Here is a 21,963-nt window from a genome sequence, read left to right on the forward strand (position 1 = left end):
CACCGTGTCCGGCACCCAGGCCGGTGTGGCCGCGACCGGAACGGGGGACCGGTCGCGGCCACGCGTCGTACTCCCCGCGCTCTGCGCCACCCAGATCACCAGCTGGGGCATCGTCTACTACGCCTTTCCCGTCCTGCTCTCCCGCATCACCGCCGACACCGGCTGGTCCACCGGCGCCGCGACGGCCGCCTTCTCCCTCGCCCTGCTCGTCTCGGCGGTGGCCGGCATTCCTGTCGGCAGAATGCTGGACCGGCGAGGCCCTCACCTCGTGATGACCGGCGGTTCGGTCCTCGCCGTCCTGGCCGTCCTCGCCGTGGCCGCGGCCCCGAACCTCCCCGTGTTCCTCGCCGCCTGGACAGCGGCCGGCGTCGCCATGGCCGCCACCTTCTACCAGCCCGCCTTCGCCGCCCTCACCCGATGGTGGGGCACCGACCGCGTCCGCGCCCTGACCGTCGTCACCCTCGCAGGGGGCCTCGCCAGCACGGTCTTCGCCCCGCTCACCGCCCTCCTGGCGGAGCACCTGAGCTGGCGGTCCACGTACGTCGTCCTGGCGGTGATCCTTGCCGTCGTCACCATCCCGGCTCACGCCTTCGCCCTGCGGGCGCCCTGGCCACCGGCACCGCCCGCGCCACCGGCGTCAGGCGACGGCACCCCGACCGCCCGCAGCCGCCCCTTCGTCCTCCTGGCCGTGGCCTTCACCCTCTCCGGCTTCGCCATGTACGCCGTCGTCATCGGCCTCGTCCCCCTTCTCCAGGAACGCGGTGTGAGCACCACGGCCGCCGCCTGGGCTCTCGGCCTCGGCGGCGCGGGCCAGACCCTCGGTCGCACCCTCTACGCCGGCCTCGCCTCCAGAACATCGGTCACCACGCGCACCACAGTCCTGATCGCCCTCGGCGGGGCGACCACAGCTCTGCTGGCCGTCGTTCCCGGGCCGATCCCGCTCCTCCTCCTGCTCTCGGTCCTCGCCGGAGTCGTACGGGGCAACCTCACCCTCCTCCAGGCCACCGCCGTCACCGACCGCTGGGGCACCACCCACTACGGCCGCCTCTCCGCCCTCCTCGGCGCCCCCGCCCACCTCGCCGCCGCCCTCGCCCCCTGGGCCGGGGCCGCCCTCGCCGGCCCGCTCGGCGGATACGACGGCCTGTTCGGCGTGCTCGCGGGGCTGTCCGCCGCCGCGGCATGCGTCGTCCTGGCCGCGGACGCCCGGCAACCGCGGCAGCGGGGAGCGTCCTGACGCCGTGTGAGCGGAGACCGTAGCGGTGACCGCACCGGTTCCGCCGTCAGCGGCTCAGTCCGGCCAGCCTGCGCCGGTCGAGCGGGGAGGCACGACGATCGAGGCGCTGTTCGAGGAGGTGGCGGGCGGTGTCGCTGTGACCCGCCTCCACCAGCGCGTACAGCAGGGTCTCCTCGACGACCTCGCGCTGTGCCGCACTGCCTCCCACCCGGCGCAGCGAGGGCAGCAGTCCGCGCAGTTCCCGCACCGCGGTGGCCCACTCCTCCTCGAGGACCGCCTCCAGCGCGCTGCACAGCGGGACGACGACCTCCCGCTGCACCGGGTCCGCGCCGGCCGCGTGGGTGCGCAGGCGGCGGAGTGCGGGGAGGTCGCCGGCCGCGGTCAGGGCGACGGCGGCGTGCAGAGCCGTGAACGCGGTCGCGGGACGTTCGACCAGATCGCGGGCGACCGCGTCGAGCACGCTGTCGACGGGGTCGCGGCCGGTCCAGCTGCGGGACATGCGGGCCCGCCACAGCAGGGAGCCGGAGTCGACGAGGGCCCGCACCCCGTTCACCCGGCCTGGCGCGAGCTGGGCGAACCAGCGGCGGCGTACGGCCGCGGAGTCGTCGAGAGCCAGTTCGTGGAGCGCCACGTGCCAGGAGAAGTGCGCCCGGTGCACGGCGCCCCGCCCCTGGCCCGCGATCCAGCCGTCGAGCCAGTCACGGCCGGTGCGGTGCTCACCGGACTCGTAGTGGACGTGGGCGAGGGCGTGCACGGCGTGCCCGGAGCGGGGCTGCGCGGCGAGTGCCGACCGGGCGAGTTCGCCGGCCTCCTCGATCCTTCCTTGCTCCTGCCGGACGAAGGAGAGGAGCGAGGTGTGGAACCAGTGCCCCTCGTAGGCGGACGCGGTCCGCTCCACCAGAGCGAGGGCCAGGGTGCCGTCGAGATCCGCGACGCCGGAGAAGGCGATGGTGGGAACGGCGATGCCGAGCACGAACGCGTCGGCGGGGAACCGGCCGAGGTGGTCGACGAGCGCCCTGTCACTGTCGTTCGTTCCGTCGGCCGCGGCGCCTGCGTGGGCTTCGTGCTCCCTGACGCGGCGCGTGACGACGTCGACGAACGACCGCTCCCGCTCGTCGCCGCGTTCCCGCACGCTGCGCTGGGCGTCCGCCAGCTCCCGGGCGACGTCGACGTCCGCTCCGCACTCGTGACCGAGCAGGGCGAGTGCGGCGTGCCCCAGTGCGAACCCGGGATCCAGCTCGGTGGCGCGCGCGAACGACTCGGCCGCCTTCGCCCGTACGGTGATCACCCGGGCGAGTCCGCAGCGGAAGGACGCCGCAGCCGCGGCATGGGTGGACAGCGGCAGCCCGAACTGGTCGGTGGGCCGACGGCGTACCGACCGGGAGGCGCTGGTGAGCGGGGCGAGTACGGCCTCGGCGACCTCCTCGGCCTGGGTGCGGATCTCGGGGATCGCCGTCGTCTCCCACAGCTCGCCCCGGCGGGGCGCGCCCAGCGTGAACAGCGGCCGCTCCAGGCGCCCCTGGGTGTCGAGCAGCCTGCCGCCCTCGGTGGAGACGCCGATGCCCAGCGGACCGGGTGCGGCAAGGCCGTCGGACAGCAGGCCGCTCCACAGCGGGTCGCCGCCGGCGTCGGCCCGCAGCCCCGGCCCCGTACAGTCCACCACCCAGGCCACGCGCAGCTCACGGCCGTCGGCGAGGGAAACGACCAGGCCACCGTCCTCGCACGGTGCTGCGGAGGCGACTCGGCCGGCGTGGACGTGGAGCCTGCGGGCGGCGCGTACCCGGCCGATGGTCTCGGCGGTGGAGGGGGCCATGCGATGCCGGTGCACGTTCCACGGGGTGGCGTCACGGCCGAGGAACTCCGTCCGCTCGTCGTCGGTGAGGCCCTGCCAGAGCCGTACGATCTCCGGCCGCAGCCCGTCGAGTGCGGGCCGCCAGTCGCCGTGGGCGCGACGCGTGGCGGCGAAGTGCCGCATCACCTCCCTGCGGAGGCGGTGGAACGGGAGAGCGGCGAGGCCGGGCGGCGGTGGTACGGGAGGCAGCGGGGCGACCGCGTGGGACTGGGGAAGCAGCCCGCCACGGGACACGGCGTGCACCGTGCGGCCGGGACGATCGAGGACGAGTGCGAGATCGACGGCGGTGAGGCCGGTGCCGACGAGGAGGACGTCGTCCGACTCGCCGACGGCGTCGAGCGCGCCCGGCCTCCAGGGGTGGGGGACGAACCGGTCGGAGGCGTGCAGCTCGGGGGGAGCCCAGCCGGCCCGGCCCGCCGCGGGCCCCGTGGCCAGGACCACGCTGTCCGCCGTGATCGTGCCGCCGTCGGCGAGCCTGAGTTCGAGACGTCCCCCGGCCGCGTCGACGCATCCCGTCGCCCTGGTGCGCAGCCGCCGTACGGAGACCGTGCCGTGCGCTCTGATGACGGCCCGGCCGAGGGTGTCGGCGAGGTACGAGCCGTAGCGGTACCGGGAGGCGAAGTCCGCCGCGGTGACGGTGGTTTCGCCGTGCCGGCAGAGCCACCGCCGGAAGTGATCCGGGTCGTCCGGGTAGCAGCTCATGTTGCCGACGGGCACGTTGAGCCGGTGCTCGGGAACCTCGGTGGCGTACGCGGTGCCCCGGCCCGCTTCCGGCGCGGGGTCGACGAGGGTCAGATCGAGCGGGATACGGCGTCGGGCCGCTCCTTCGCACAGCTGGACGGCGACGAGCGCGCCGGCCGCGCCCGCGCCGACGACCGCCACGGTCGGTCGAGGACGGGCGGCCTCGGCGGACGGCGAGGGCATGACGGGTTCCACGGACACCACGGTGACCTCCGGGCCAGGGGCGGGTACTGCGGGCCGATGTTCACTATGTCGATGAACAAAGTGGAGTCGTAACGCCGCTTCCGGACAACGACGGAACCCCGGAGCGCTGTTGAAGGCCTGCGGGCACCGCCGAAGGTCGGGTTCCCGCCACTCGTGAGACATTGAGTCCGTGAGGATCTCAGCGCGAACGGACTACGCCATCCGGGCCATGGCCGAACTGGCCCGCTCGCCGTACCGGCCCCTCAAGGCCGAGGACATCGCCGGACGCCAGGGCATCCCCGTCCGCTTTCTCTTCGTCGTGCTCAGCGACCTGCGGCAGGCGCGTCTGGTGCGCGGCGTGCGCGGCCCCGACGGTGGTTACACCCTCACGCGGGCGCCCGTGGAAATCACCCTCGCCGACGTCATCCGCGCGATGGACGGACCACTCGTCAGTGTGCGGGACCTGAAGCTGACGGGCCTGGAGTACCAGGGTGCGGCGGCTGCCCTGCCGGACGTGTGGCGTGCGGTGCGGACGAGTCTGCGCCAGGTCCTGGAGAGCACGACCCTCGCGGACCTGGCGACGGGCACCCTGCCCGAGCTGGTACGGGACCGGGCGCGCGACTACATCGACGACGTGCGCACGTATCCGTAGCGCCGATGGGGGGCCGGGGAGCCGCTGACGGGGCGTCATGTTCCTCGGTGGCGCTTCAGACCGCGCGTGCCCGCCGCGTGCGACTCGGTCGGCGCCGGGCCGTGACCGGGCCGCCCCGGGTCACTTCGCGGTCGGGGTCAGGACGACGAAGTCGGCGTCGGACGGGTCGAGGCAGACGGCGAGGCGGCCTACGTCCTCGGCGTCGTCGGGGCCCATCTGGACGCTGCCGCCGTGTTCGGTGACCTTGGCGATCGCGGCGTCGCAGTCGACGACGTCGAAGACCGGGTGCCAGTACGGGCGGCCGCCGGTGAGGGCGAGGTTCTCCCGGGGGAGTTCCATGAGTCCGCCCTGCATGCGCTCCTGCGGCAGCCCGGCGGGGGTGATGAGGGTGTACGTGCCTCCACCGCCCGGCATCTCCATGTCGGCGAACTGCCAGCCGAAGACGCCGCCGTAGAACTCCCGGGCGGCCGCGGCGTCGCTCGTGTAGAGCTCCGTCCAGGACAGTGAGCCCGGGGCGTCCACCAGGTCGACGCCCTTGTTCGTGCCGGGCTGCCAGACGGCGAACTGGCCCCCCAGCGGGTCGCTGTACTGGGCCATCCGACCCCAGTCGTCGAGGTCCGTCGGCGCGACCCGCACGGTCCCGCCACCGCGTTCCACGGCCTCGGTCGTCGCGTCCGCGTCGGTGACGCCGAAGTAGATCATCCAGGCGGAGCGGGCGCCCTTCTCGGTGAGCTTGCCCAGGCCGGCGACGGTCTTGCCGTCCTTGCGGAACATGCCGCCTTCCATGTCCTCTCCGCCGCCGCTCATGGGCTCGTAGTCCCAGCCGAGGACGGCGCCGTAGAAGGCCGCGGCGGTGGGGACGTCGGGAGCACCGAGGTCGAGCCAGCAGGGGGAGCCGGGGGCGAAGTCGGTGGTGATCATGGGTATTCCCTTTCGCAGATCCCGTACGGGCCCAGCCTGCCATCGGTGTCCGACACCCGCCCCTCGGCGACACCCGGCGATCGGCCTCCCGGCGGCCCTCACGGCCCGGGAGGCCGACGGGCTGCTGCTACGACGCCGGAGGCCGCCGGGTGATCCGGTGGCCGGTCCAGGCGCCGAGGGCAGCGGTGGTCGCATGGTGCAGGTCCGCGTCGGCGGTGGCCTCGGCGAGGTCGCTCGCGAGGATGTGGCCGGGAATGCCCGCTCTCGGAGTGAGGACCCAGATCGCGCCGCCGTCGGACAGGGGGCCGACGGCGTACATGAGCTCGTTCGCGAGGTCCCCGTCGCCGTTGCGCCACCAGTACAGGACGACGTCCACCGCGACCTCGGAGTCCTCGTCCAGGAGCTCGGCGCCCGTGGCCCGGCGGATGGCGTCCCGTACCGCCGGGTCCGTGTCCTCGTCCCAGCCGATCTCCCGTACTGTCTGCCCCGTCGTGAGGCCCATCCGCTCCGCGTACGCCGTCATCCGCCCAGCTTCCTCATCCATGGTCCGACACCTGCCGGGGCAGGGGATCGAGAGTGAACTCCCACTCGTGCTTGCTCTTGTCGATCACGATCAGGAGGGGCCCGTCGGGAATCCGCGCCTTCTCCTCCACGCGGTCGCCGTTCCAGGCGTAGAAGAGCCGCTCGGCGGGCTCTCGCAGCGCGCCGGGCGTGTCGCCCCGGTGGGAGTGCACCTGGAACCAGCCGCTGTACCGGTCCGACGCCCGGACCTTCAGCTCGGCTGCCGGCCCGGTGTGGACGAAGACCTCCCGGCCGCTGCCCCGGACGGTCCCGGGGCCGATCGGGAGCGCCGCGGTGAGCGGCAGGAAGGTCAGCTCCCAGTTGCCCGAGTGGCGCACCTTCAGCTTCACGGGGCCGCCGCCGGGCGGCGGCACGAAGAGGGCGCGGCCGTGGTGGTCCGGCAGGTCGTTGCAGAAGACGTCCTCGCCGGGGCCGAGGATCCGGACGTGGAGGAACCGGAAGCGGGCGTCCGTGAGCCGCGCCGCCAGGATCACCGGGTCGGAGTCCGGCGGGAAGGGAAGGTCCACCGTGATCGTCTTGGCGTTCTTCCCGCGGAAGACGAGCGGCTCGAAATCGAGGAAGGTGCCCCAGGAGGCAGGGGCGGCGACGGTCGGGTGGGGGAGCGGCGTGGAAGGCTGGGGCGGAGGGTACGTGGGAGCCGTGACCGGAGCCGTGGCCGTGACGGTCGGTGTGAGCGTGGGAGCCTTGACCGTCCGGTCCTCCTCACCGCCGTACGCGGCTCCGGGTCGCACCGCGCCCGTCTTGCCGACGTTCTCCAGTACGACCGGCCCGGCAGCCGGCTGCTCCGGCACGGGTACCGCGGCCTCCGCCACTGTGCCGCCGAAGTCCTGTGCCAGGCCTTTCAGCCCGGAGTCGTACCCCTGGCCCACGGCACGGAACTTCCAGGCCCCGTCCCGCCGGTAGAACTCCCCGAGCACGAACGCCGTCTCGGTGGACGCGTCCGTCACGTCGTAGTGCGTCACCACGCCGCCGTCGACGGCGACCACCTGCGCGTACAGCCCCGGGACGGCGCCGAACACGGCACTGTCGCAGTATCCGGCGATCAGCACCCGTTGCACGTCGGTCCCGACGCGCGGGAGGTCCAGCTCCAGCCATTCGGCGACCTGCCCACCGCCGTCGCCGGTGCCCAGGTGCCGTACCGCACCTGACGGATGCGCGGACAGGCCGCGGAAGACGAGGCCGGCGTCACCGCGTACCGCACCGGTCGCGTCCAGCAAGAGGGCGGCGGCCTCCACTTCGGGCGCTCCCGGAACCTGCCGTCTCCCGACGGCGACCCGCAGCGGGGCGGTGGGGACGGGGACGTTGGCACCCTTGGCGATGTGCGTCATGCGGCACATGGTGTCAGGGAGAGCAGGAGGAGGAACAGGGCCGCCCTGGAGGGACCCTTGGCGCGCACGGTGGACACCGTCCGACGCCCCGGGCCCCGCGCCCGCCGGGCCTGCCGCTCGTCGGCGACGACGCCTCGGTCCGGTGTGACCTCTTGACGCCCCCCGTGCCGCCTCCCTACTGTCACGCCAGAATTTCGAACCAGTGACGAAATCTCGAACGAGGAGCAGGGGGCAACCGCCGTGCGGATCACGGGAATCAGTACGCACGTCGTCGGCACGCCGTGGCGAAATCTGACCTACGTCCTGGTCCACACGGACGAGGGACTCACGGGGGTCGGTGAGACCCGGATGCTCGGCCACACCGACGCGCTCATCGGCTATCTGCGCGAGGCGGAGGCCAACCACATCGCCGGCTCGGACCCGTTCGCGGTCGAGGACCTCGTACGGCGGATGAAGTACGGGGACTTCGGCCGGGCCGGGGAGATCGTCATGTCCGGCATCGCGGTCGTGGAGATGGCCTGCTGGGACATCAAGGGCAAGGCGCTCGGCGTGCCCGTCTGGCAGCTGCTCGGCGGGAAGGTAACCGACCGGGTCAAGGCGTACGCCAACGGCTGGTACACGACCGAACGCACCCCGGAGGCCTATCACAAGGCCGCCAGGGGCGTGGTCGAGCGGGGCTACCGGGCCCTGAAGATCGATCCCTTCGGGAACGGTCACTACGAGCTCGACCACGAGCGGAGCCGGTACGCGGTCTCCCTCGTCGAGGCGGTGCGGGACGCCATCGGACCCGACACCGAGCTGATGCTGGAGATGCACGGCCGCTTCTCGCCCGCCACCGCGGTGCGCCTCGCGCATGATCTCGCCCCGTTCCGGCCGGCCTGGCTGGAGGAGCCGGTGCCGCCGGAGAACCTCAAGGCCCTGAAGAAGGTGGCCGAGAAGGTGGACCTGCCGATCGCCACCGGTGAGCGGATCCACGACCGGATCGAGTTCCACGAGCTGTTCGAGAGCCAGGCTGCGGACGTCCTCCAGCCGGACGTCGGCCACATCGGCGGCATCTGGGAGACGCGCAAGCTGGCCGCCACCGCCGAGACCCATTACATGATGGTCGCCCCGCACAACGTCGGCGGCTCGGTGCTCACCGCCGCCTCCCTCCACCTGGGCTTCACCACCCCCAACTTCAAGATCCTGGAACACTTCAACGACTTCGCGGACGCGGAGATCAAGAAGGTCGTGCGCGGGGCTCCCGAGGTGGACCCGGAGACGGGCTGCTTCCACCTCTCCGATGCACCCGGCCTCGGCGTCGAGCTCGATGTGGACGCGGCGGCCGAATTCCCGCAGCAGCAGGCCCGGTTCGACCTGTGGTCCGAGGGCTGGGAGCAGCGGCGGCCCCGGAACACCCGGTGAGCGGCGAGGCCCCGGTGGATCCACCGGATCCGTCGATCCACCGACGCCCCCGCCGCCGTCGGCGGCCACGAGACCGCGGCCCCGTCCTGACCGGCGCCCCGACGCCGAGGGGCTCGACCCCACCGCTCCGGTCACCCGGCAGCTGACCGTACGCGGGTCTCACCCCGACGCCCGCCGCGCTCCCGATGGCGCCCGGACTCGCCGTCCCGCCATCGCCGCTCCCGTACGAGCTGTCTCGTCCGGGACTCGGGCGGCCCGGAGGCGGCAGGGCGCGCCGTCGTGGCGGCGCCGTCGATCCGCCACCGATCACGGCCGGCGGGCCACGAGCCGTACCGGCGAGGACGGTCCGTACCCACAGTTCCGAACCACATCCGACATCTCGAACACGAAGGACGGACCGTGACCGACGCTTCCCATCCGACCGCCCGCCGGCCCGCCGAGCGGGTGCTCGCCGCGCTCGGCCTGGGCGCGCCCGACCCGGCTCCCGCCGACGCCTCGCCGCACACCTTTCCCGGCGGCGGCCGCTGGCGCACCGAGATCCCGTCCTGCGAGGGCCCCGAGGCGCTGGCCGTCGCCCTGGCGGAGGCCGAGCGGCTCGACGTCCCGGTGCACCGGATCAGCCAGGGCAGCGGCGTGTGGATGCTGACCGACGCCGAGATCGGCGAGATGGTCGCCGCGACCACCGAACACGGCGTGGAGCTCTGTCTCTTCACCGGACCGCGCGGCACCTGGGACACCGGAGCCGCCGTGCGCACCGACTCGCACGGCGGGGGGCCGCGGGCCCGCGGCCACGACGCCGTCGCCGGCTGTGTCGAGGACGCCGTCCGGGCCACCGAACTGGGCGTGAAGTGCCTCCTCGTCGCCGACGAGGGCGTGCTGTGGACGCTGCACCGGGCGCGCCTCAAGGGCCTCGTGCCGGCCGACACCACCCTCAAGGTCTCGGCGCTGATCGGCCCGGTCAACCCCGCGTCGTACGCGGTGTACGAGCGGCTTGGCGCCGACTCGATCAATGTGCCCAGCGACCTGACGCTCGATCACCTCACCGGCATCCGACGGGTCTCCGCCGCACCCATGGACATGTACATCGAGGCCCCCGACGACCTCGGCGGCCACGTGCGGATGTACGAGGTCGCCGAGCTGATCCGGCGCGGCGCACCGCTCTACCTGAAGTTCGGCCTGTCCAGGGCGCCCGGGATCTACCCGTACGGCGCCCATCTGCGGAGCCTCGCCCTCGACACCGCCCGGGAGCGCGTGCGGCGCGGCCGCCTCGCCCTGGACCTGCTCGCCCGGCACGGCGCGGACGGCGCGATGGCGCCGCTCGGCTCCCGGCTGCCGGGGCCCCTGCACCGCTTCCCCGTGACGGATTCGCCCGCTCTCGACGACGAGAAGAACGAGGACTGATGACCATGCGCACTGCCCGCACCCGCCGAGCCGCGACGGCCGGCCTGGCCACGGCGGCCTCCCTCGCCCTCACCCTGTCCGCCTGCGGACAGAACGCCGAGGGCGGCGGCAAGGGGGGATCCGGCGGTACCGAAGGCGCCACCGTCGGCATCGCCATGCCGACGAAGTCGTCCGAGCGGTGGATCGCCGACGGCGACAACGTCGTCAAGAACCTTGAGGCCAAGGGGTACCGGACGAAGCTGGTCTTCGGCGAGGACGACCCCGACCAGCAGGTCGCCCAGATCGAGAACCTGATCACCCAGGGGGTGAAGGCCCTCATCGTCGCGGCGATCGACAACAAGTCCCTGAACAACGTGCTGCAGCAGGCCGCCGACGCGAACATCCCGGTCATCGCCTACGACCGGCTGATCCTCGGCTCGAAGAACGTCGACTACTACGCCTCCTTCGACAACACGAAGGTCGGCGAGCTCCAGGCCACGTACATCGTCGACAGGCTCGGCCTGAAGGACGGCTCGAAGAAGGGCCCGTTCCGCATCGAGCTGTTCGCCGGCTCCAACGACGACAACAACACCAAGTACTTCTTCAACGGCGCGATGAGCGTACTGAACCCGTACATCGAGAAGAAGCAGCTGGTGGTCGGCTCGGGCCAGACGGCGCTCAACCAGGTCATTACCCTGCGCTGGGACGGCGGCACCGCGCAGCGCAGGATGGACGACATCCTCACCTCCGCGTACAAGACCGAGCGGGTGGACGCGGTGCTCTCGCCGTACGACGGCATCTCCATCGGCATCCTGTCCTCGCTCAAGTCCGACGACTACGGCTCGAAGGCCAAGCCGCTGCCGGTGGTCACCGGCCAGGACGCCGAGCTCGCCTCGGTGAAGTCGATCATCGCGGGCGAGCAGACGCAGACCGTCTACAAGGACACCCGGGAGCTCGCGAAGATCGCCGCGAACATGGTGGACGCGGTGCTGCACGACAAGAAGCCCGAGGTCAACGACGACAAGACGTACGACAACGGCAGCAAGGTCGTCCCCGCCCACCTGCTCCAGCCGGTGAGCGTGGACAGGACCAACTACGAGCAGGTCCTGGTCGGCGGCGGCTACTACACCGCCGCGGACCTGAAGTAGCCGGGAGGGGGCGACCATGACGGAACCCGTCCTGGAGATGCGTTCGATCGGCAAGACCTTCCCCGGAGTCCGGGCGCTGTCGGACGTCACGCTGACGGTCCGCCGCGGCGAGGTCCACGCCCTCTGCGGGGAGAACGGCGCCGGCAAGTCGACCCTGATGAAGGTCCTCTCCGGTGTCCACCCGCACGGCACGTACGAGGGGGAGATCCGCTTCGAGGGAACCGCCTGCCGCTTCCGGGACATCCGGGCGAGCGAGCGGCAGGGCATCGTGATCATCCACCAGGAGCTGGCCCTGGTGCCGTACCTGTCCATCGCCGAGAACATCTTCCTCGGCAACGAGCGGGCGACGCGCGGGATCATCGGCTGGAACGAGACGCTGAGCGAGGCGGCCCGGCTGATGCGCCGGGTCGGCCTCGACGAGCACCCCGGGACCCGCGTCGCGGACATCGGCGTCGGCAAGCAGCAGCTCGTGGAGATCGCCAAGGCGCTGTCGAAGGAGGTGGGACTGCTCGTCCTGGACGAGCCGACGGCCGCGCTCAACGACGAGGACAGCTCCCAACTACTCAGACTCATCCTTGAGTTGAAGGAGCAGGGCATCACCTCGATCATCATCTCGCACAAGCTGGGCGAGATCCGCCGGGTCGCCGACACGGTGACGATCCTGCGCGACGGCCGGACCGTCGAGACCCTCGACGTGGCAGACCCGGCCACCACCGAGGACCGGATCATCAGCGGCATGATCGGCCGGGACCTCGACCACCGCTTCCCCGACCGCACCCCGTACGCGGGCGAGCCGGGCACCGCCCCGGCCCTCGAGATCCGCGACTGGACCGTGCTCCACCCGATCGACCGGCAGCGGAAGGTCGTCGACGGCGTCTCGCTGTCCGTCCGGCGCGGCGAGATCGTCGGCATCGCGGGCCTCATGGGCGCGGGCCGCACCGAGCTCGCGATGAGCGTCTTCGGCCGCTCGTACGGGCGGTACGCGGGCGGCACGGTCCTCAAGGACGGCAAGGTGATCCGTACCCGCAGCGTCCCGGAGGCGGTCGCGCACGGCATCGCGTACGCCACCGAGGACCGCAAGCACTACGGCCTGAACCTCATCGACACCATCGGGCGGAACATCTCGCTCAGCGCGCTGCGCAGGGTCGCCCGGCGCGGGGTGGTCGACGCCCACGAGGAGCGCCGGGTCGCCGAGGGGTTCCGCACCTCGATGAACATCAAGGCGCCCACCGTCTTCGAGCCGGTCGGCCGGCTGTCCGGCGGCAACCAGCAGAAGGTCGTCCTCAGCAAGTGGATCTTCGCCGGTCCTGACGTGCTGATCCTGGACGAGCCGACCCGGGGTATCGACGTCGGCGCCAAGTACGAGATCTACACGGTGATCGACCGGCTGGCCGCCGAGGGCAAGGCGGTGATCGTCATCTCCTCCGAACTGCCCGAACTCCTCGGCATGTGCGACCGGATCTACACCATGGCCGCGGGCCGGCTCACCGGCGAGGTGTCCCGCTCGGAGGCGACACAGGACGTGCTGATGCGCCACATGACCAAGGAAGACGCGAGGGAGAACGCCCATGAGCGCTGATGTCACGGCCGGGAAGCCGCAAGCGCCGATACCGCCGGCACGCGGATCCCGGGGAGCGGGCCTCCTCGGCGCGCTGCTCGACGGCGCGCGCCGCAACATGCGCCAGTACGGCATGCTGATCGCCCTCGGCGTCATCGTGGCCCTGTTCGCGGTGTGGACCGGCGGCGACCTGCTCCTGCCGCGCAACGTGTCCAACCTGGTGCTCCAGAACAGCTACATCCTGATCCTCGCGATCGGCATGATGATCGTCATCGTGGCCGGACACATCGACCTGTCGGTCGGCTCGATCACCGCCTTCGTCGGCGGTGTGGGAGCCGTTCTCATGGTCCAGCACGACGTGCCGTGGCCACTCGCGGTGCTGCTCTGCCTGGCCATCGGCGCCTTCGCGGGCGCCGCCCAGGGGTATCTGATCGCCTACGCCGGGATGCCGTCGTTCATCGTCACCCTCGCCGGGATGCTGGTCTTCCGCGGCCTGACCGAGGTCTTCCTCAAGGGCCAGACCCTCGGCCCCTTCCCCGAGGGCCTGCAGAAGCTCGCCAACGGCTTCCTGCCCGAGGTCGGCCCGACGACGAACTACCACAACCTGACCCTGGTGCTCGGCTTCCTGCTGATCGCCGTCGTGATCCGCCAGGAGGTGCGCGACCGGCGCCGGCAGAGCGCGTTCGCCCTCGACGTGCCGCCGGCCGGTCTTTTCGCGGTGAAACTGGCCGCACTGACCGCCTCGATCCTGATCTTCACGCTGCTGCTGGCCAGCTACAAGGGCGCGCCGGTGGTGCTGCTGATCCTGGCGGCGCTCCTGGTCGGCTTCGGCTACCTCATGCGCAACGCGGTCATCGGCCGCCATGTCTACGCCATCGGCGGCAACCTGCCGGCGGCCAAGCTGTCCGGCGTGCGCGACCGGAAGGTCACCTTCCTGGTCTTCCTCAACATGGGCATGATGGCGGCGCTCGCCGGTCTCGTCTTCGCGGCCCGGTTCAACGCGGCCTCGCCGAAGGCCGGCCTGAACTTCGAACTGGAGGCCATCGCCGCCTCGTTCATCGGCGGCGCGTCGATGAGCGGCGGTGTCGGCACGGTGCTCGGCGCCATCATCGGCGGCCTGGTGCTGGGCGTGCTGAACAACGGCATGAACCTGGTCGGCATCGGCTCCGACTGGCAGCAGGTCATCAAGGGCCTGGTGCTGCTCGCCGCGGTCGGCTTCGACGTGTGGAACAAGCGGCGGGCGGGCGCGTGACGGCACCCGGCCGGATGCGGGGGACAGGGCGCGGGGGCGCGTTGTCCCCCGCGCTCTGCCCTCAGCCCCCGAAGGTCACGCCGGGCTCCGGTGGCCGAGCCGCTCGGACAGCTCGGTGGCCCCCTTGACGGCCAGCTGTTCCAGCTCGGCGCGGCGGTCCTCGCTCCAGCGGATCATCGGCACGGAGATCGACAGGGCGGCGACCACCCGGCCGGAGCGGTCGCGCACGGGCGCGGCGATGCAGGAGACGTCGGGGTTCGACTCGCGGTTCTCCGTCGCGATGCCGCGCCGCCGCACTTCCGCGAGGGCCGCGCGCAGGGCGGCCGGATCGGTGACGCTGTTCGGCGTCATCGCGACCAGTTCGGCCCCGTCGGGCACACGGGCCGCCAGCTCCTCGTCGGTCAGCGAGGCGAGCAGCATCTTGCCGACGGAGGTGCAGTGCGCGGGCAGCCGACGGCCGGCGGCGGAGACCATGCGCACGGCGTGCGTGGAGTCCACCTTGGCGATGTAGATGACGTCCGTGTCCTCCAGGATGGCCACGTGCACGGTCTCGTCGCAGGTCTCGGCGACGGCGCGGGCGACCTGCTGTCCCTCGGCGGCGAGGTCGAGCTGCTCGGCGTACCTGCTGCCGAGCTGGTACGGGCGTACGCCGAGCCGGTAGCGCCCGGGCTGGTCCGGTACCGGCACCAGATAGGAGCGGGCGGTCAGCGTGGTCACCAGCTCGTGCACGGTGGTGCGCGGCAGCTGGAGCCGGCGCACGATCTCGGGGGTCGAGAGCGTTCCGTCCCCGTCGAGGAAGAGCTCCAGGATGTCCAGGGCTCGGGTTACGGCAGGTACGAGCCGTCCCACGACCGCCCCTCCCTTGTGGTCGACATGTCAGCGTCCGATCGGAGTGCCGGAAGGACGAGGACAGGCTACCCACGGAGACGGCCCCTGTCAGGGGCGGTCGGACAAAGCCGGCCCCGCCCCCCCGACGGGCGGCGGGGCCGGCATTCCCATGGGTGCGGCCGGTCGGAGCCGCCCGGTCAGGGGAGGGCGGGCGGGAGGATCGGTGAAGTCGGCGTGGAGGCGCCGGTGGTGGTCCACCTGCCGTGCCGGACCGGTGAGGGTCACCCGGGTGACCAGTCGCGGCTCCGTGCTGGAGGCGCTGAACCTCAGCTCCAGCTCTCCGGGTTCCACGACGCGCTTCCCGGCCCTGCCCGTGAACGACGCGAGATCCGCGGGGACGATCGCGTGGATCCGCGTCCTCTCGCCGGGAGCCAGGGCGACACGTGCGTACCCGATGAGTCTCTGCGCGGGCTGGACCGTGGAGGCCACCGGGTCGTGCAGATAGAGCTGTACGAGTTCGGTGCCGGGGCGGTCGCCGGTGTTCGTCACGGTGAGTGCGAGCCGGACCTCGCCGTCCGTGGGGACCTCGGTGTTCTCGACGACCAGGTCGTTCCATGCGAAGACGGTGTAGGTCAGGCCGTGTCCGAAGCCGAACGCCGGAGTCGGGTCGATGCTGGAGACCTCGCTGGTGTGGCCCAGGCGTGCGGCCAGATAGGTGGACGGCTGGGCACCGGGGTGCCGCGGCACGCTGACGGGCAGCCGGCCGCTCGGGCCGGTCCGTCCGCTGAGGACGGAGGCGATGGCCGCGGTTCCGGCCTCGCCGGGGAAGAAGGACTGCAGGACGGCGGCGGACTCGTCGGCCGCACGGCCGAGCGCGTAGGGCCGGCCGGCCAGCAGGGCCGTCACGACCGGTGTCCCGGTGTCGAGGAGGGCGTCGAGCAGCTGCTGCTGCGCTCCCGGGAGGACGAGGGACTCGGCGTCGCAGCCCTCGCCGCTGGTGCCCCGCCCGAAGAGCCCTGCGCGGTCACCGAGGGCCGCCACGACGACATCGGCGCGGCCGGCGAGTTCGAGGGCCTCGGCGAAGCCCTCGGTCCCGGCGTCGTCGATGCCCGTGCCGCGCGCCACGAGGACCTCGGCGCCGGGGAACTCGGCCACGAGGGCCTCGCGCAGCGTGGGCAGGTCGATGCCGAGGGGGGTGTCGGGGCGCTGTCCGCCGACGTGGACGGGGAAGGAGTAGCAGCCGAGGACCGCCGTGGGGGTCTCGGAGTTGGGGCCGATCAGGGCGATCCGGCGGGGAGCTCGCGGGTCGAGCGGCAGGATGCCGTCGTTGCGGAGCAGGATGACGGCCTGTTCCGCGACGCGGCGGGCCAGCTGCCGGTTGGCGTCCGGGTCCAGGTCGACCGTGCCCCGGAGGGACTCGGGGTCGGTCGTGGTGTCGGCGCCGTCCAGGGCCGGCGGGACCGGGCTCCAGCCGGGGTCGAGCAGCCCGAGCCGGGTCTTCTGCAGGAGGACCCGCCGGACCGCCCGGTCCACGAGCTCCTCGGGCACCTCCCCCCGCTCGACGGCGTCGAGGAGGGGCGCACCGAAGGTCTTGACGGTGGGCAGTTCCACGTCGACGCCGGCGGCGAGGGCCGCCCCGGCCGCCTCGCCGAACGTTCCGGCGACGCCGTGCAGGGTCTTCAGGAACGCGATGCCGAAGTAGTCGGCCACGACGGTGCCGGTGAAGCCCCAGGTGTCCCGGAGGAGTCCGGTGAGCAGCCGGTCGTCGGCGGCCGAGGGGATGCCGTCGGTGTCGGTGTAGGCGTGCATCACCGACCGGACGCCGCTCTCCCGGACCGCCATCTCGAACGGGGGCAGGATCACGTCGGCCAGTTCCCGGGGGCCCATGCCGACCGGGGCGAGGTTGCGGCCCGCCCGGGAGGCGGAGTAGCCGGCGAAGTGCTTGAGGGTGGCGACGACGCCGGCCGACTCGAGCCCCTGGACGTAGGCGGTGGCGATCGTCCCGACGAGGTACGGGTCCTCGCCGATGGTCTCCTCGACGCGCCCCCAGCGGGCGTCGCGGACGACGTCGAGGACGGGGGCGAGCCCCTGGTGCACGCCGACCGCGCGCAGGTCGCGGCCGATGGCGGCGGCCATGTCCCGTACGAGCGTGGGGTCGAAGGTGGCGCCCCACGAGAGGGGGACGGGATAGGCGGTGGCGCCCCAGGCCGCGAAGCCCGCGAGGCACTCCTCATGGGCGACGGCCGGGATGCCGAAGCGGTTCGCGGCGGTGATCCGCTCCTGCGTCCGCATCAGGGAGAGGGCACCGAGCGCGGGATCGACGGGAACGGTTCCGAACGGCCGGGTGAGCTGGCCGAGACCGTCGGGCAGCAGCTCGTCGAGGTCGACCGGCTCCTCCATGTCGTGCTGGTGCGGCGCGACCTCGGAGCCTTCGTCGGAGGCCCCGACCCACACGCCGAACAGCTGGGCGACCTTCTCCCTCAGGGTCATCTCGCGGATCAGCGCGTCGACACGGGCTTCCGCGCTCAGCGCGGGGTCGTGCCAGGCGCGGTGCGGGACTTGGGGCTGTGTGGCCACGTTGTCGGTCACTTTCCTCCGACTCCCATCAGGCCCTGGACCAGGGCGCGACGGGCGAACAGATAGACGAGCAGGATGGGGAGCATGGACAGGACGACGGCCGCGAGGAGGCCGGGGATGTCGACACCGTGCTCGGTCTGGAAGTCGTACAGGCCCATGGTGATGACCTTGTTCTCCGAGGACTGCGTGAGGACCAGCGGGAACAGGAAGCCGTTCCAGGCCTGGAGCGACGAGAACACGACGATCGTGGACAGACCGCTCTTCGACAGCGGCAGCACCAGCCGCAGGAAGATCCTCCGGGGGGAGGCCCCGTCGACGGTCATGGCCTCGTACAGCTCGGGCGTGATGTCCCGCATGACGCCCGAGAGGATCAGGGCGCAGACGGGCATGGCGAAGGCGGCGGTCGGCAGGATGACGCCGAGGAGGTTGTCGTAGAGGCCGGCCTCGTTGATCAGGTAGAACATCGGGACGATCACGGCCTGGGACGGGATGGCCAGGCCGAGCAGGAAGAGACGGAAGATCCGCCCGGTGGCCTTGCTGTCGCTTCTCACGATGGCGTACGCCAGCGGCGGCACGAGCAGCAGGACGATGCCGACGACGCAGACCGTGACGACGACCGTGTTGAGCAGGTACTGCGCGAAGCCGTCGTTGAGGTCGTTGACGTAGTTGTCGAGGGTGAAGCGCTCGGGAAACGCGAGGGGGCCGTTCGCCGCGTAGTCCGTCCGGGACTGGAAGGTGGCGATCAGCATGACGTACAGGGGCAGGCCGACCACGAACAGCCAGATCAACGAGCCGAAGCCGGCCAGGTGGTTGGGGCGGGCCCTCATCACACGCCCTCCATGGTGCTGCGCATCTTGTCGTAGCCGGTCAGGCGCACCATGACCAGGGAGACGAGGGTGGCGACGAGGACGAGGAGCAGCGCGATGGCGGAGGCCCCTCCGAAGTCGAAGCTCTTGAAGGCCTTCTGGTACATGTAGAAGGCGCTGTTCGTGGTGTCGGTGCCCGGTCCGCCCTGGGTGAGGATCAGCACGGTGTCGAAGGTCGTGAGTCCGCCGACCACCATCAGGATCATCGAGGTCACGATGCTGTTGCGCAGCTGCGGCAGGGTGATGTGGAAGAACTGACGGACCGTTCCCGCGCCGTCGACCCGAGCGGCCTGGTAGAGGACTTCGGGGACGGCTCGCGCGGCGCCCTGGTAGATCAGCGTGTGCAGGGGCGTGAACTGCCAGGTGCTGACGAAGACGAGGACACCGATGGCGCCTGCCTGTGTGCCGAAGAGGTTGCCGTCGCCGAAGAGCCACTTCGCCTGCGAGGGGACGCCGAAGTTGGGGTCGAGCACGGCGCGCCACAGGACGGAGACGGCGGTGATGGACAGGAGGAGCGGGACGAAGTAGACGGCGGAGAGGACGGCCCGGTTGCGCTGGTGGCCGGCGGCCCAGACGCCGAGCAGGATGCTGATCGGTGTCTGGACGACGACGCCGAGGACGGTGAGGAGCAGGCTCAGCCAGAGGCTCTTCACCAGGACGGGGTCGTCGAGCAGTCTGTTCCAGTTGTCCAGGCCGGCGAACTCCGGGGAGCCGAGGCCGTTCCAGTGGGTGAAGGACAGCACGACGACCAGGAGGAGGGGTACGAGGGCGAACAGGCCGAAGAAGGCGGCGGCGGGCGCGGCCCAGGCGAAGCCCGGGCGGCCCACACCGGTCGCGGGGCGGTCGGACCGTCCGCTCCGGCCGGTCTTCTCGGCGCCGTCCACGGCTGGGGCTGGGGCTGGGGCTGTGGCAGTGGTCATGTCAGGCGTTCCGGAGATCAGGCCGCGGGCAGGCTCTGCATGGCGGCGACGAAGGCGTCAGGACCCGTCTGTCCGTTGAAGAACTGCTGGACGGCCTGGTGGATGGTGGTGGTGGCCGCCGGGGGATAGGCCTGGTCCCAGGAGAGCTGGAAGGAGGGGGCCTTCTTCACCAGGTCGAACTGGTACGTCGAGTAGGCCGGGTTCGCGGAGCCGGCCAGGAACTCGGGGGTGTTGGTGGTGGTCGGCAGGTTGCCGATGCCCAGCTGGTCCTTGACGAAGCCGTCCGAGTACATGAGCTTGAGGAACTCGGCCACGGCCTCGGGGTGCTCGGTGTTCTTCAGGACCGAGTAGAAGTTGTTGGTGTTGCCGGCGAGGTTGTCCGGGCTGCCCTTGCCGCCCTCGACGGTCGGGAAGGTGCCGTAGCCGAGGTCGTTCTTCACGAAGTCCGGGTAGGCGTCCTGGAGGGTGGAGTACTCCCAGGAGCCCATGAGCTCGAAGGCCGCCTTGCCGGTGGCGAGGAGGGCGGGGGAGCCGCCGTCGGTGAACTTGACCGAGTCGTAGTTGGTGCCGAAGGCGCCGGCGTCGATCAGCTCCTTGAGCATGCCGAGGGCCTTCTTGCTGTCGGCGCTCGCCCAGACGCTCTTGTCCCCGTTCACCGCCTTCTGGAAGTGTTCGGGCCCGGCGACCCGGTCGTAGACGTACTGGAACCACATCTGGGTGGGCCACTTGTCGCCGCCGCCGAGGGCGATGGGGGTGATGCCCTTGGCCTTGAGGGTCTTGACGGCGGTCAGGAGCTCGTCCCAGGTACGCGGTGCGGTGACACCGGACTCCGCCAGGACCTTCTTGTTGCTGAACAGCAGGACGGGCTGGGTGCCGCGCATGGGTATGCCGTAGGGCTTGCCGTCGACGACCGCGGTGTTGAAGACCGACGGCAGGAAGTGGGACTTCAGGCCGGGGTCCTTGGCGATGAAGTCGTCGAGCGGCATGAGGAGGCCCGCGTCGACGTAGGGCTTGATGCTGCCGCCGCCCCAGTTGAAGAACACGTCCGGCGCCTGCTTGCCGCTGATGATCGTCTGCAGCTTGGACTGGTAGTCGGCGCCGGGGATGGTGTCGAGGACCGCCTTGACCTTCGAGGTCTTGTTGAAGGTGTCGACGAGCCGCTTCTCCACCTTGTTGGTGGCATCGCCGTACACCAGGACGTGGATCGTGTCGGAGCCGCCTCCGGCGGAGTCCCCCGAGCCGCCGCACGCCGCGAGGGACAGGGTCATGGCCAGCGACGCCCCACCGACGACAGCGGTTCTCAGGAGCCGTACGTGCCGTTTCATCGCCTCACCTTTCGAAAGAGTTTCGCTCTTACCGTCGAAACTTCACGTTGCCGGACGCTAGGTGGGTACGGCGAAAGGGGTCAACCCTCCGGCGGGGCGTTATCAAAGCGTGACTATGTCGACGCGGAGAGGGGTGCCTTATGCTGCACGGATGCGAGACGGCGAGGACGACAGGCGAATCACGCTGGCGGAGGTGGCGGAGCGGGCCGGGGTGTCGCTTTCGACAGTTTCGAAAGTCCTCAACGGCCGGCAGGACGTCTCGTCCGCCACGCGCGGCAAGGTGGAGCGGCTCCTCGAAGCGCACTCGTACCGGCGGACCACCCGCGTCGCCAGGGAAGCACCCCTCATCGAACTCGTCTTCCACGAGCTCGACAGCGTGTGGTCGATGGAGCTGATCCGGGGCGTGGAGAACCTCGCCAAGGCCCACCGGGCGAGCGTCGTACTGACCGAGAGCGGCACCCGGCACGCGCCGGCGCCGGACTGGATCGAAGGAGTGCTGCAGCGCCGGCCGATCGGCGTGGTCCTGGTGTTCTCCTCACTGCCGGACGCCGTCAAGCGGCAGCTCGGAGCGCGGTCGATCCCCTTCGTGATCGTCGACCCGGCGGGGGACCCCGAACCCGACGTGCCGTCCGTCGGTTCGGCCAACTGGTCCGGCGGCGTCGCCGCGACCCGTCACCTCGTCGACCTGGGGCACCGCCGCATCGGCATCATCACCGGTCCCGAGGACATGCTGTGTTCGCTGGCCCGGCTCGACGGCTACCGGTCAGCCCTGAACATGGCCGGCCTCGCCCACGACGCCTCCCTCGTCCGATTCGGCGACTTCCACGTCGAGGGCGGATACGCGCGGGCCATGGAGCTGTTGCGGATGCCGGACCGACCCACGGCGATCTTCGCCGGAAGCGACCTGCAGGCGCTCGGCGTCATGGAGGCGGCTCGCGTGTGCGGGCTGCGCGTGCCCGAGGACCTGTCCGTCGTCGGGTACGACGACGTGATGATCGCGCGCTGGTCGAGCCCACCGCTCACCACGGTCCACCAGCCGCTGCGCGAGATGGGCGAGGAAGCGGTGCAGATGCTGCTCCGCCTGCGCGTCGGGGAGCCGTCCGTGACGCGCATGGAGCTCGCGACCAGCCTCGTCGTCAGGAAGAGCACCGCCCCGCCGCCCTCACGGTGACCATGCCGACCGCCGGTTGGGCACCGACGCCGGCTGAGGGC

At 71.5% G+C, this 21,963-nt stretch carries 16 protein-coding genes and 1 pseudogene; 8 read left to right on the forward strand and 9 right to left on the reverse strand.

Annotated features, from left to right (window positions below; translation table 11 throughout):
- Nucleotides 1-4: 4 nt before the first annotated feature.
- Nucleotides 5-1,234, forward strand: coding sequence for an MFS transporter (locus tag ACFVYX_RS26615; protein ID WP_389684017.1), 1,230 nt, complete (start codon nt 5-7; stop codon nt 1,232-1,234).
- A gap of 46 nt (nt 1,235-1,280) precedes the next feature.
- Here the strand turns inward: ACFVYX_RS26615 and ACFVYX_RS26620 are convergent, their stop codons facing one another.
- Nucleotides 1,281-4,010, reverse strand: coding sequence for an FAD/NAD(P)-binding protein (locus ACFVYX_RS26620; RefSeq protein WP_389684066.1), 2,730 nt, complete (start codon nt 4,008-4,010; stop codon nt 1,281-1,283).
- A gap of 190 nt (nt 4,011-4,200) precedes the next feature.
- Between ACFVYX_RS26620 and ACFVYX_RS26625 the strand changes: the two genes are divergently transcribed.
- Nucleotides 4,201-4,662, forward strand: coding sequence for an RrF2 family transcriptional regulator (locus tag ACFVYX_RS26625; protein WP_389684018.1), 462 nt, complete (start codon nt 4,201-4,203; stop codon nt 4,660-4,662).
- 120 nt (nt 4,663-4,782) lie between these two features.
- Here the strand turns inward: ACFVYX_RS26625 and ACFVYX_RS26630 are convergent, their stop codons facing one another.
- The 3 genes from ACFVYX_RS26630 to ACFVYX_RS26640 all read right to left on the reverse strand — a co-directional run bounded on the left by ACFVYX_RS26630 (nt 4,783) and on the right by ACFVYX_RS26640 (nt 7,493).
- Nucleotides 4,783-5,583, reverse strand: a complete 801-nt coding sequence (locus tag ACFVYX_RS26630; protein WP_389684019.1) for a VOC family protein — start codon at nt 5,581-5,583, stop codon at nt 4,783-4,785.
- A 127-nt stretch (nt 5,584-5,710) separates the two neighbouring features.
- A complete protein-coding gene (locus tag ACFVYX_RS26635; RefSeq protein WP_389684020.1) occupies nt 5,711-6,127 on the reverse strand; it encodes a DUF3052 domain-containing protein in 417 nt (138 codons plus the stop codon).
- Entirely contained in the window at nt 6,120-7,493 is a 1,374-nt protein-coding gene (locus tag ACFVYX_RS26640) for a TerD family protein (protein WP_389684021.1), read from the reverse strand. Before ACFVYX_RS26640 ends, ACFVYX_RS26635 begins: the two co-directional genes overlap by 8 nt.
- Before the next feature lie 240 nt (nt 7,494-7,733).
- On the opposite strand from ACFVYX_RS26640, the gene ACFVYX_RS26645 reads away from it, so the two are divergent.
- The 5 genes from ACFVYX_RS26645 to mmsB all read left to right on the forward strand — a co-directional run bounded on the left by ACFVYX_RS26645 (nt 7,734) and on the right by mmsB (nt 14,235).
- Nucleotides 7,734-8,897 carry a mandelate racemase/muconate lactonizing enzyme family protein gene (locus ACFVYX_RS26645; RefSeq protein WP_389684022.1) on the forward strand — a complete coding sequence of 388 codons (1,164 nt, stop codon included), beginning with the start codon at nt 7,734-7,736 and terminating at the stop codon, nt 8,895-8,897.
- Between the two features lie 399 nt (nt 8,898-9,296).
- Complete coding sequence (locus tag ACFVYX_RS26650; protein WP_389684023.1) at nt 9,297-10,298, forward strand: hypothetical protein; 1,002 nt, start codon at nt 9,297-9,299, stop codon at nt 10,296-10,298.
- 5 nt (nt 10,299-10,303) lie between these two features.
- Nucleotides 10,304-11,425: a multiple monosaccharide ABC transporter substrate-binding protein gene (gene chvE / locus ACFVYX_RS26655; protein ID WP_389684067.1), complete on the forward strand. Its 1,122-nt coding sequence runs from the start codon at nt 10,304-10,306 to the stop codon at nt 11,423-11,425.
- A gap of 16 nt (nt 11,426-11,441) precedes the next feature.
- A complete protein-coding gene (mmsA, locus tag ACFVYX_RS26660) occupies nt 11,442-13,004 on the forward strand; it encodes a multiple monosaccharide ABC transporter ATP-binding protein (protein WP_389684024.1) in 1,563 nt (520 codons plus the stop codon).
- Nucleotides 12,994-14,235: a multiple monosaccharide ABC transporter permease gene (gene mmsB, locus ACFVYX_RS26665; protein ID WP_389684025.1), complete on the forward strand. Its 1,242-nt coding sequence runs from the start codon at nt 12,994-12,996 to the stop codon at nt 14,233-14,235. Before mmsA ends, mmsB begins: the two co-directional genes overlap by 11 nt.
- Nucleotides 14,236-14,310: 75 nt before the next feature.
- Here mmsB and ACFVYX_RS26670 read toward each other — a convergent pair whose 3' ends face one another.
- The 5 genes and pseudogenes from ACFVYX_RS26670 to ACFVYX_RS26690 form a co-directional block, all read right to left on the reverse strand.
- Complete coding sequence (locus tag ACFVYX_RS26670; protein WP_389684026.1) at nt 14,311-15,084, reverse strand: IclR family transcriptional regulator; 774 nt, start codon at nt 15,082-15,084, stop codon at nt 14,311-14,313.
- Nucleotides 15,085-15,288: 204 nt separating this feature from the next.
- Nucleotides 15,289-17,652, reverse strand: a pseudogene (locus tag ACFVYX_RS26675) (beta-glucosidase); the annotation flags it as partial.
- Complete coding sequence (locus ACFVYX_RS26680) at nt 17,649-18,467, reverse strand: carbohydrate ABC transporter permease (protein WP_389684027.1); 819 nt, start codon at nt 18,465-18,467, stop codon at nt 17,649-17,651. The pseudogene ACFVYX_RS26675 and the gene ACFVYX_RS26680, both read right to left, overlap by 4 nt.
- Entirely contained in the window at nt 18,467-19,426 is a 960-nt protein-coding gene (locus tag ACFVYX_RS26685; protein ID WP_389684028.1) for a carbohydrate ABC transporter permease, read from the reverse strand. Before ACFVYX_RS26685 ends, ACFVYX_RS26680 begins: the two co-directional genes overlap by 1 nt.
- 17 nt (nt 19,427-19,443) lie before the next feature.
- Nucleotides 19,444-20,751: an ABC transporter substrate-binding protein gene (locus tag ACFVYX_RS26690; protein ID WP_389684029.1), complete on the reverse strand. Its 1,308-nt coding sequence runs from the start codon at nt 20,749-20,751 to the stop codon at nt 19,444-19,446.
- A 151-nt stretch (nt 20,752-20,902) separates the two neighbouring features.
- Here ACFVYX_RS26690 and ACFVYX_RS26695 point away from each other — a divergent pair, with 151 nt between their 5' ends.
- Complete coding sequence (locus ACFVYX_RS26695; RefSeq protein WP_389684030.1) at nt 20,903-21,922, forward strand: LacI family DNA-binding transcriptional regulator; 1,020 nt, start codon at nt 20,903-20,905, stop codon at nt 21,920-21,922.
- Nucleotides 21,923-21,963 lie beyond the last annotated feature (41 nt).

This window comes from Streptomyces sp. NPDC058326 (assembly GCF_042879855.1).
In the GTDB taxonomy this organism is placed as follows: domain Bacteria; phylum Actinomycetota; class Actinomycetes; order Streptomycetales; family Streptomycetaceae; genus Streptomyces.

Bases quoted from the DNA above. Each gene is read 5' to 3' on its own strand.
- ACFVYX_RS26620 (WP_389684066.1), bottom strand. From the start codon at position 4,010: ATGCCCTCGCCGTCCGCCGAGGCCGCCCGTCCTCGACCGACCGTGGCG.
- ACFVYX_RS26630 (WP_389684019.1), bottom strand. From the start codon at position 5,583: ATGATCACCACCGACTTCGCCCCCGGCTCCCCCTGCTGGCTCGACCTC.
- ACFVYX_RS26635 (WP_389684020.1), bottom strand. From the start codon at position 6,127: ATGGATGAGGAAGCTGGGCGGATGACGGCGTACGCGGAGCGGATGGGC.
- ACFVYX_RS26640 (WP_389684021.1), bottom strand. From the start codon at position 7,493: ATGACGCACATCGCCAAGGGTGCCAACGTCCCCGTCCCCACCGCCCCG.
- chvE (WP_389684067.1), top strand. From the start codon at position 10,304: ATGCGCACTGCCCGCACCCGCCGAGCCGCGACGGCCGGCCTGGCCACG.
- mmsA (WP_389684024.1), top strand. From the start codon at position 11,442: ATGACGGAACCCGTCCTGGAGATGCGTTCGATCGGCAAGACCTTCCCC.
- mmsB (WP_389684025.1), top strand. From the start codon at position 12,994: ATGAGCGCTGATGTCACGGCCGGGAAGCCGCAAGCGCCGATACCGCCG.
- ACFVYX_RS26680 (WP_389684027.1), bottom strand. From the start codon at position 18,467: ATGAGGGCCCGCCCCAACCACCTGGCCGGCTTCGGCTCGTTGATCTGG.
- ACFVYX_RS26685 (WP_389684028.1), bottom strand. From the start codon at position 19,426: ATGACCACTGCCACAGCCCCAGCCCCAGCCCCAGCCGTGGACGGCGCC.
- ACFVYX_RS26690 (WP_389684029.1), bottom strand. From the start codon at position 20,751: ATGAAACGGCACGTACGGCTCCTGAGAACCGCTGTCGTCGGTGGGGCG.
- ACFVYX_RS26695 (WP_389684030.1), top strand. From the start codon at position 20,903: ATGCGAGACGGCGAGGACGACAGGCGAATCACGCTGGCGGAGGTGGCG.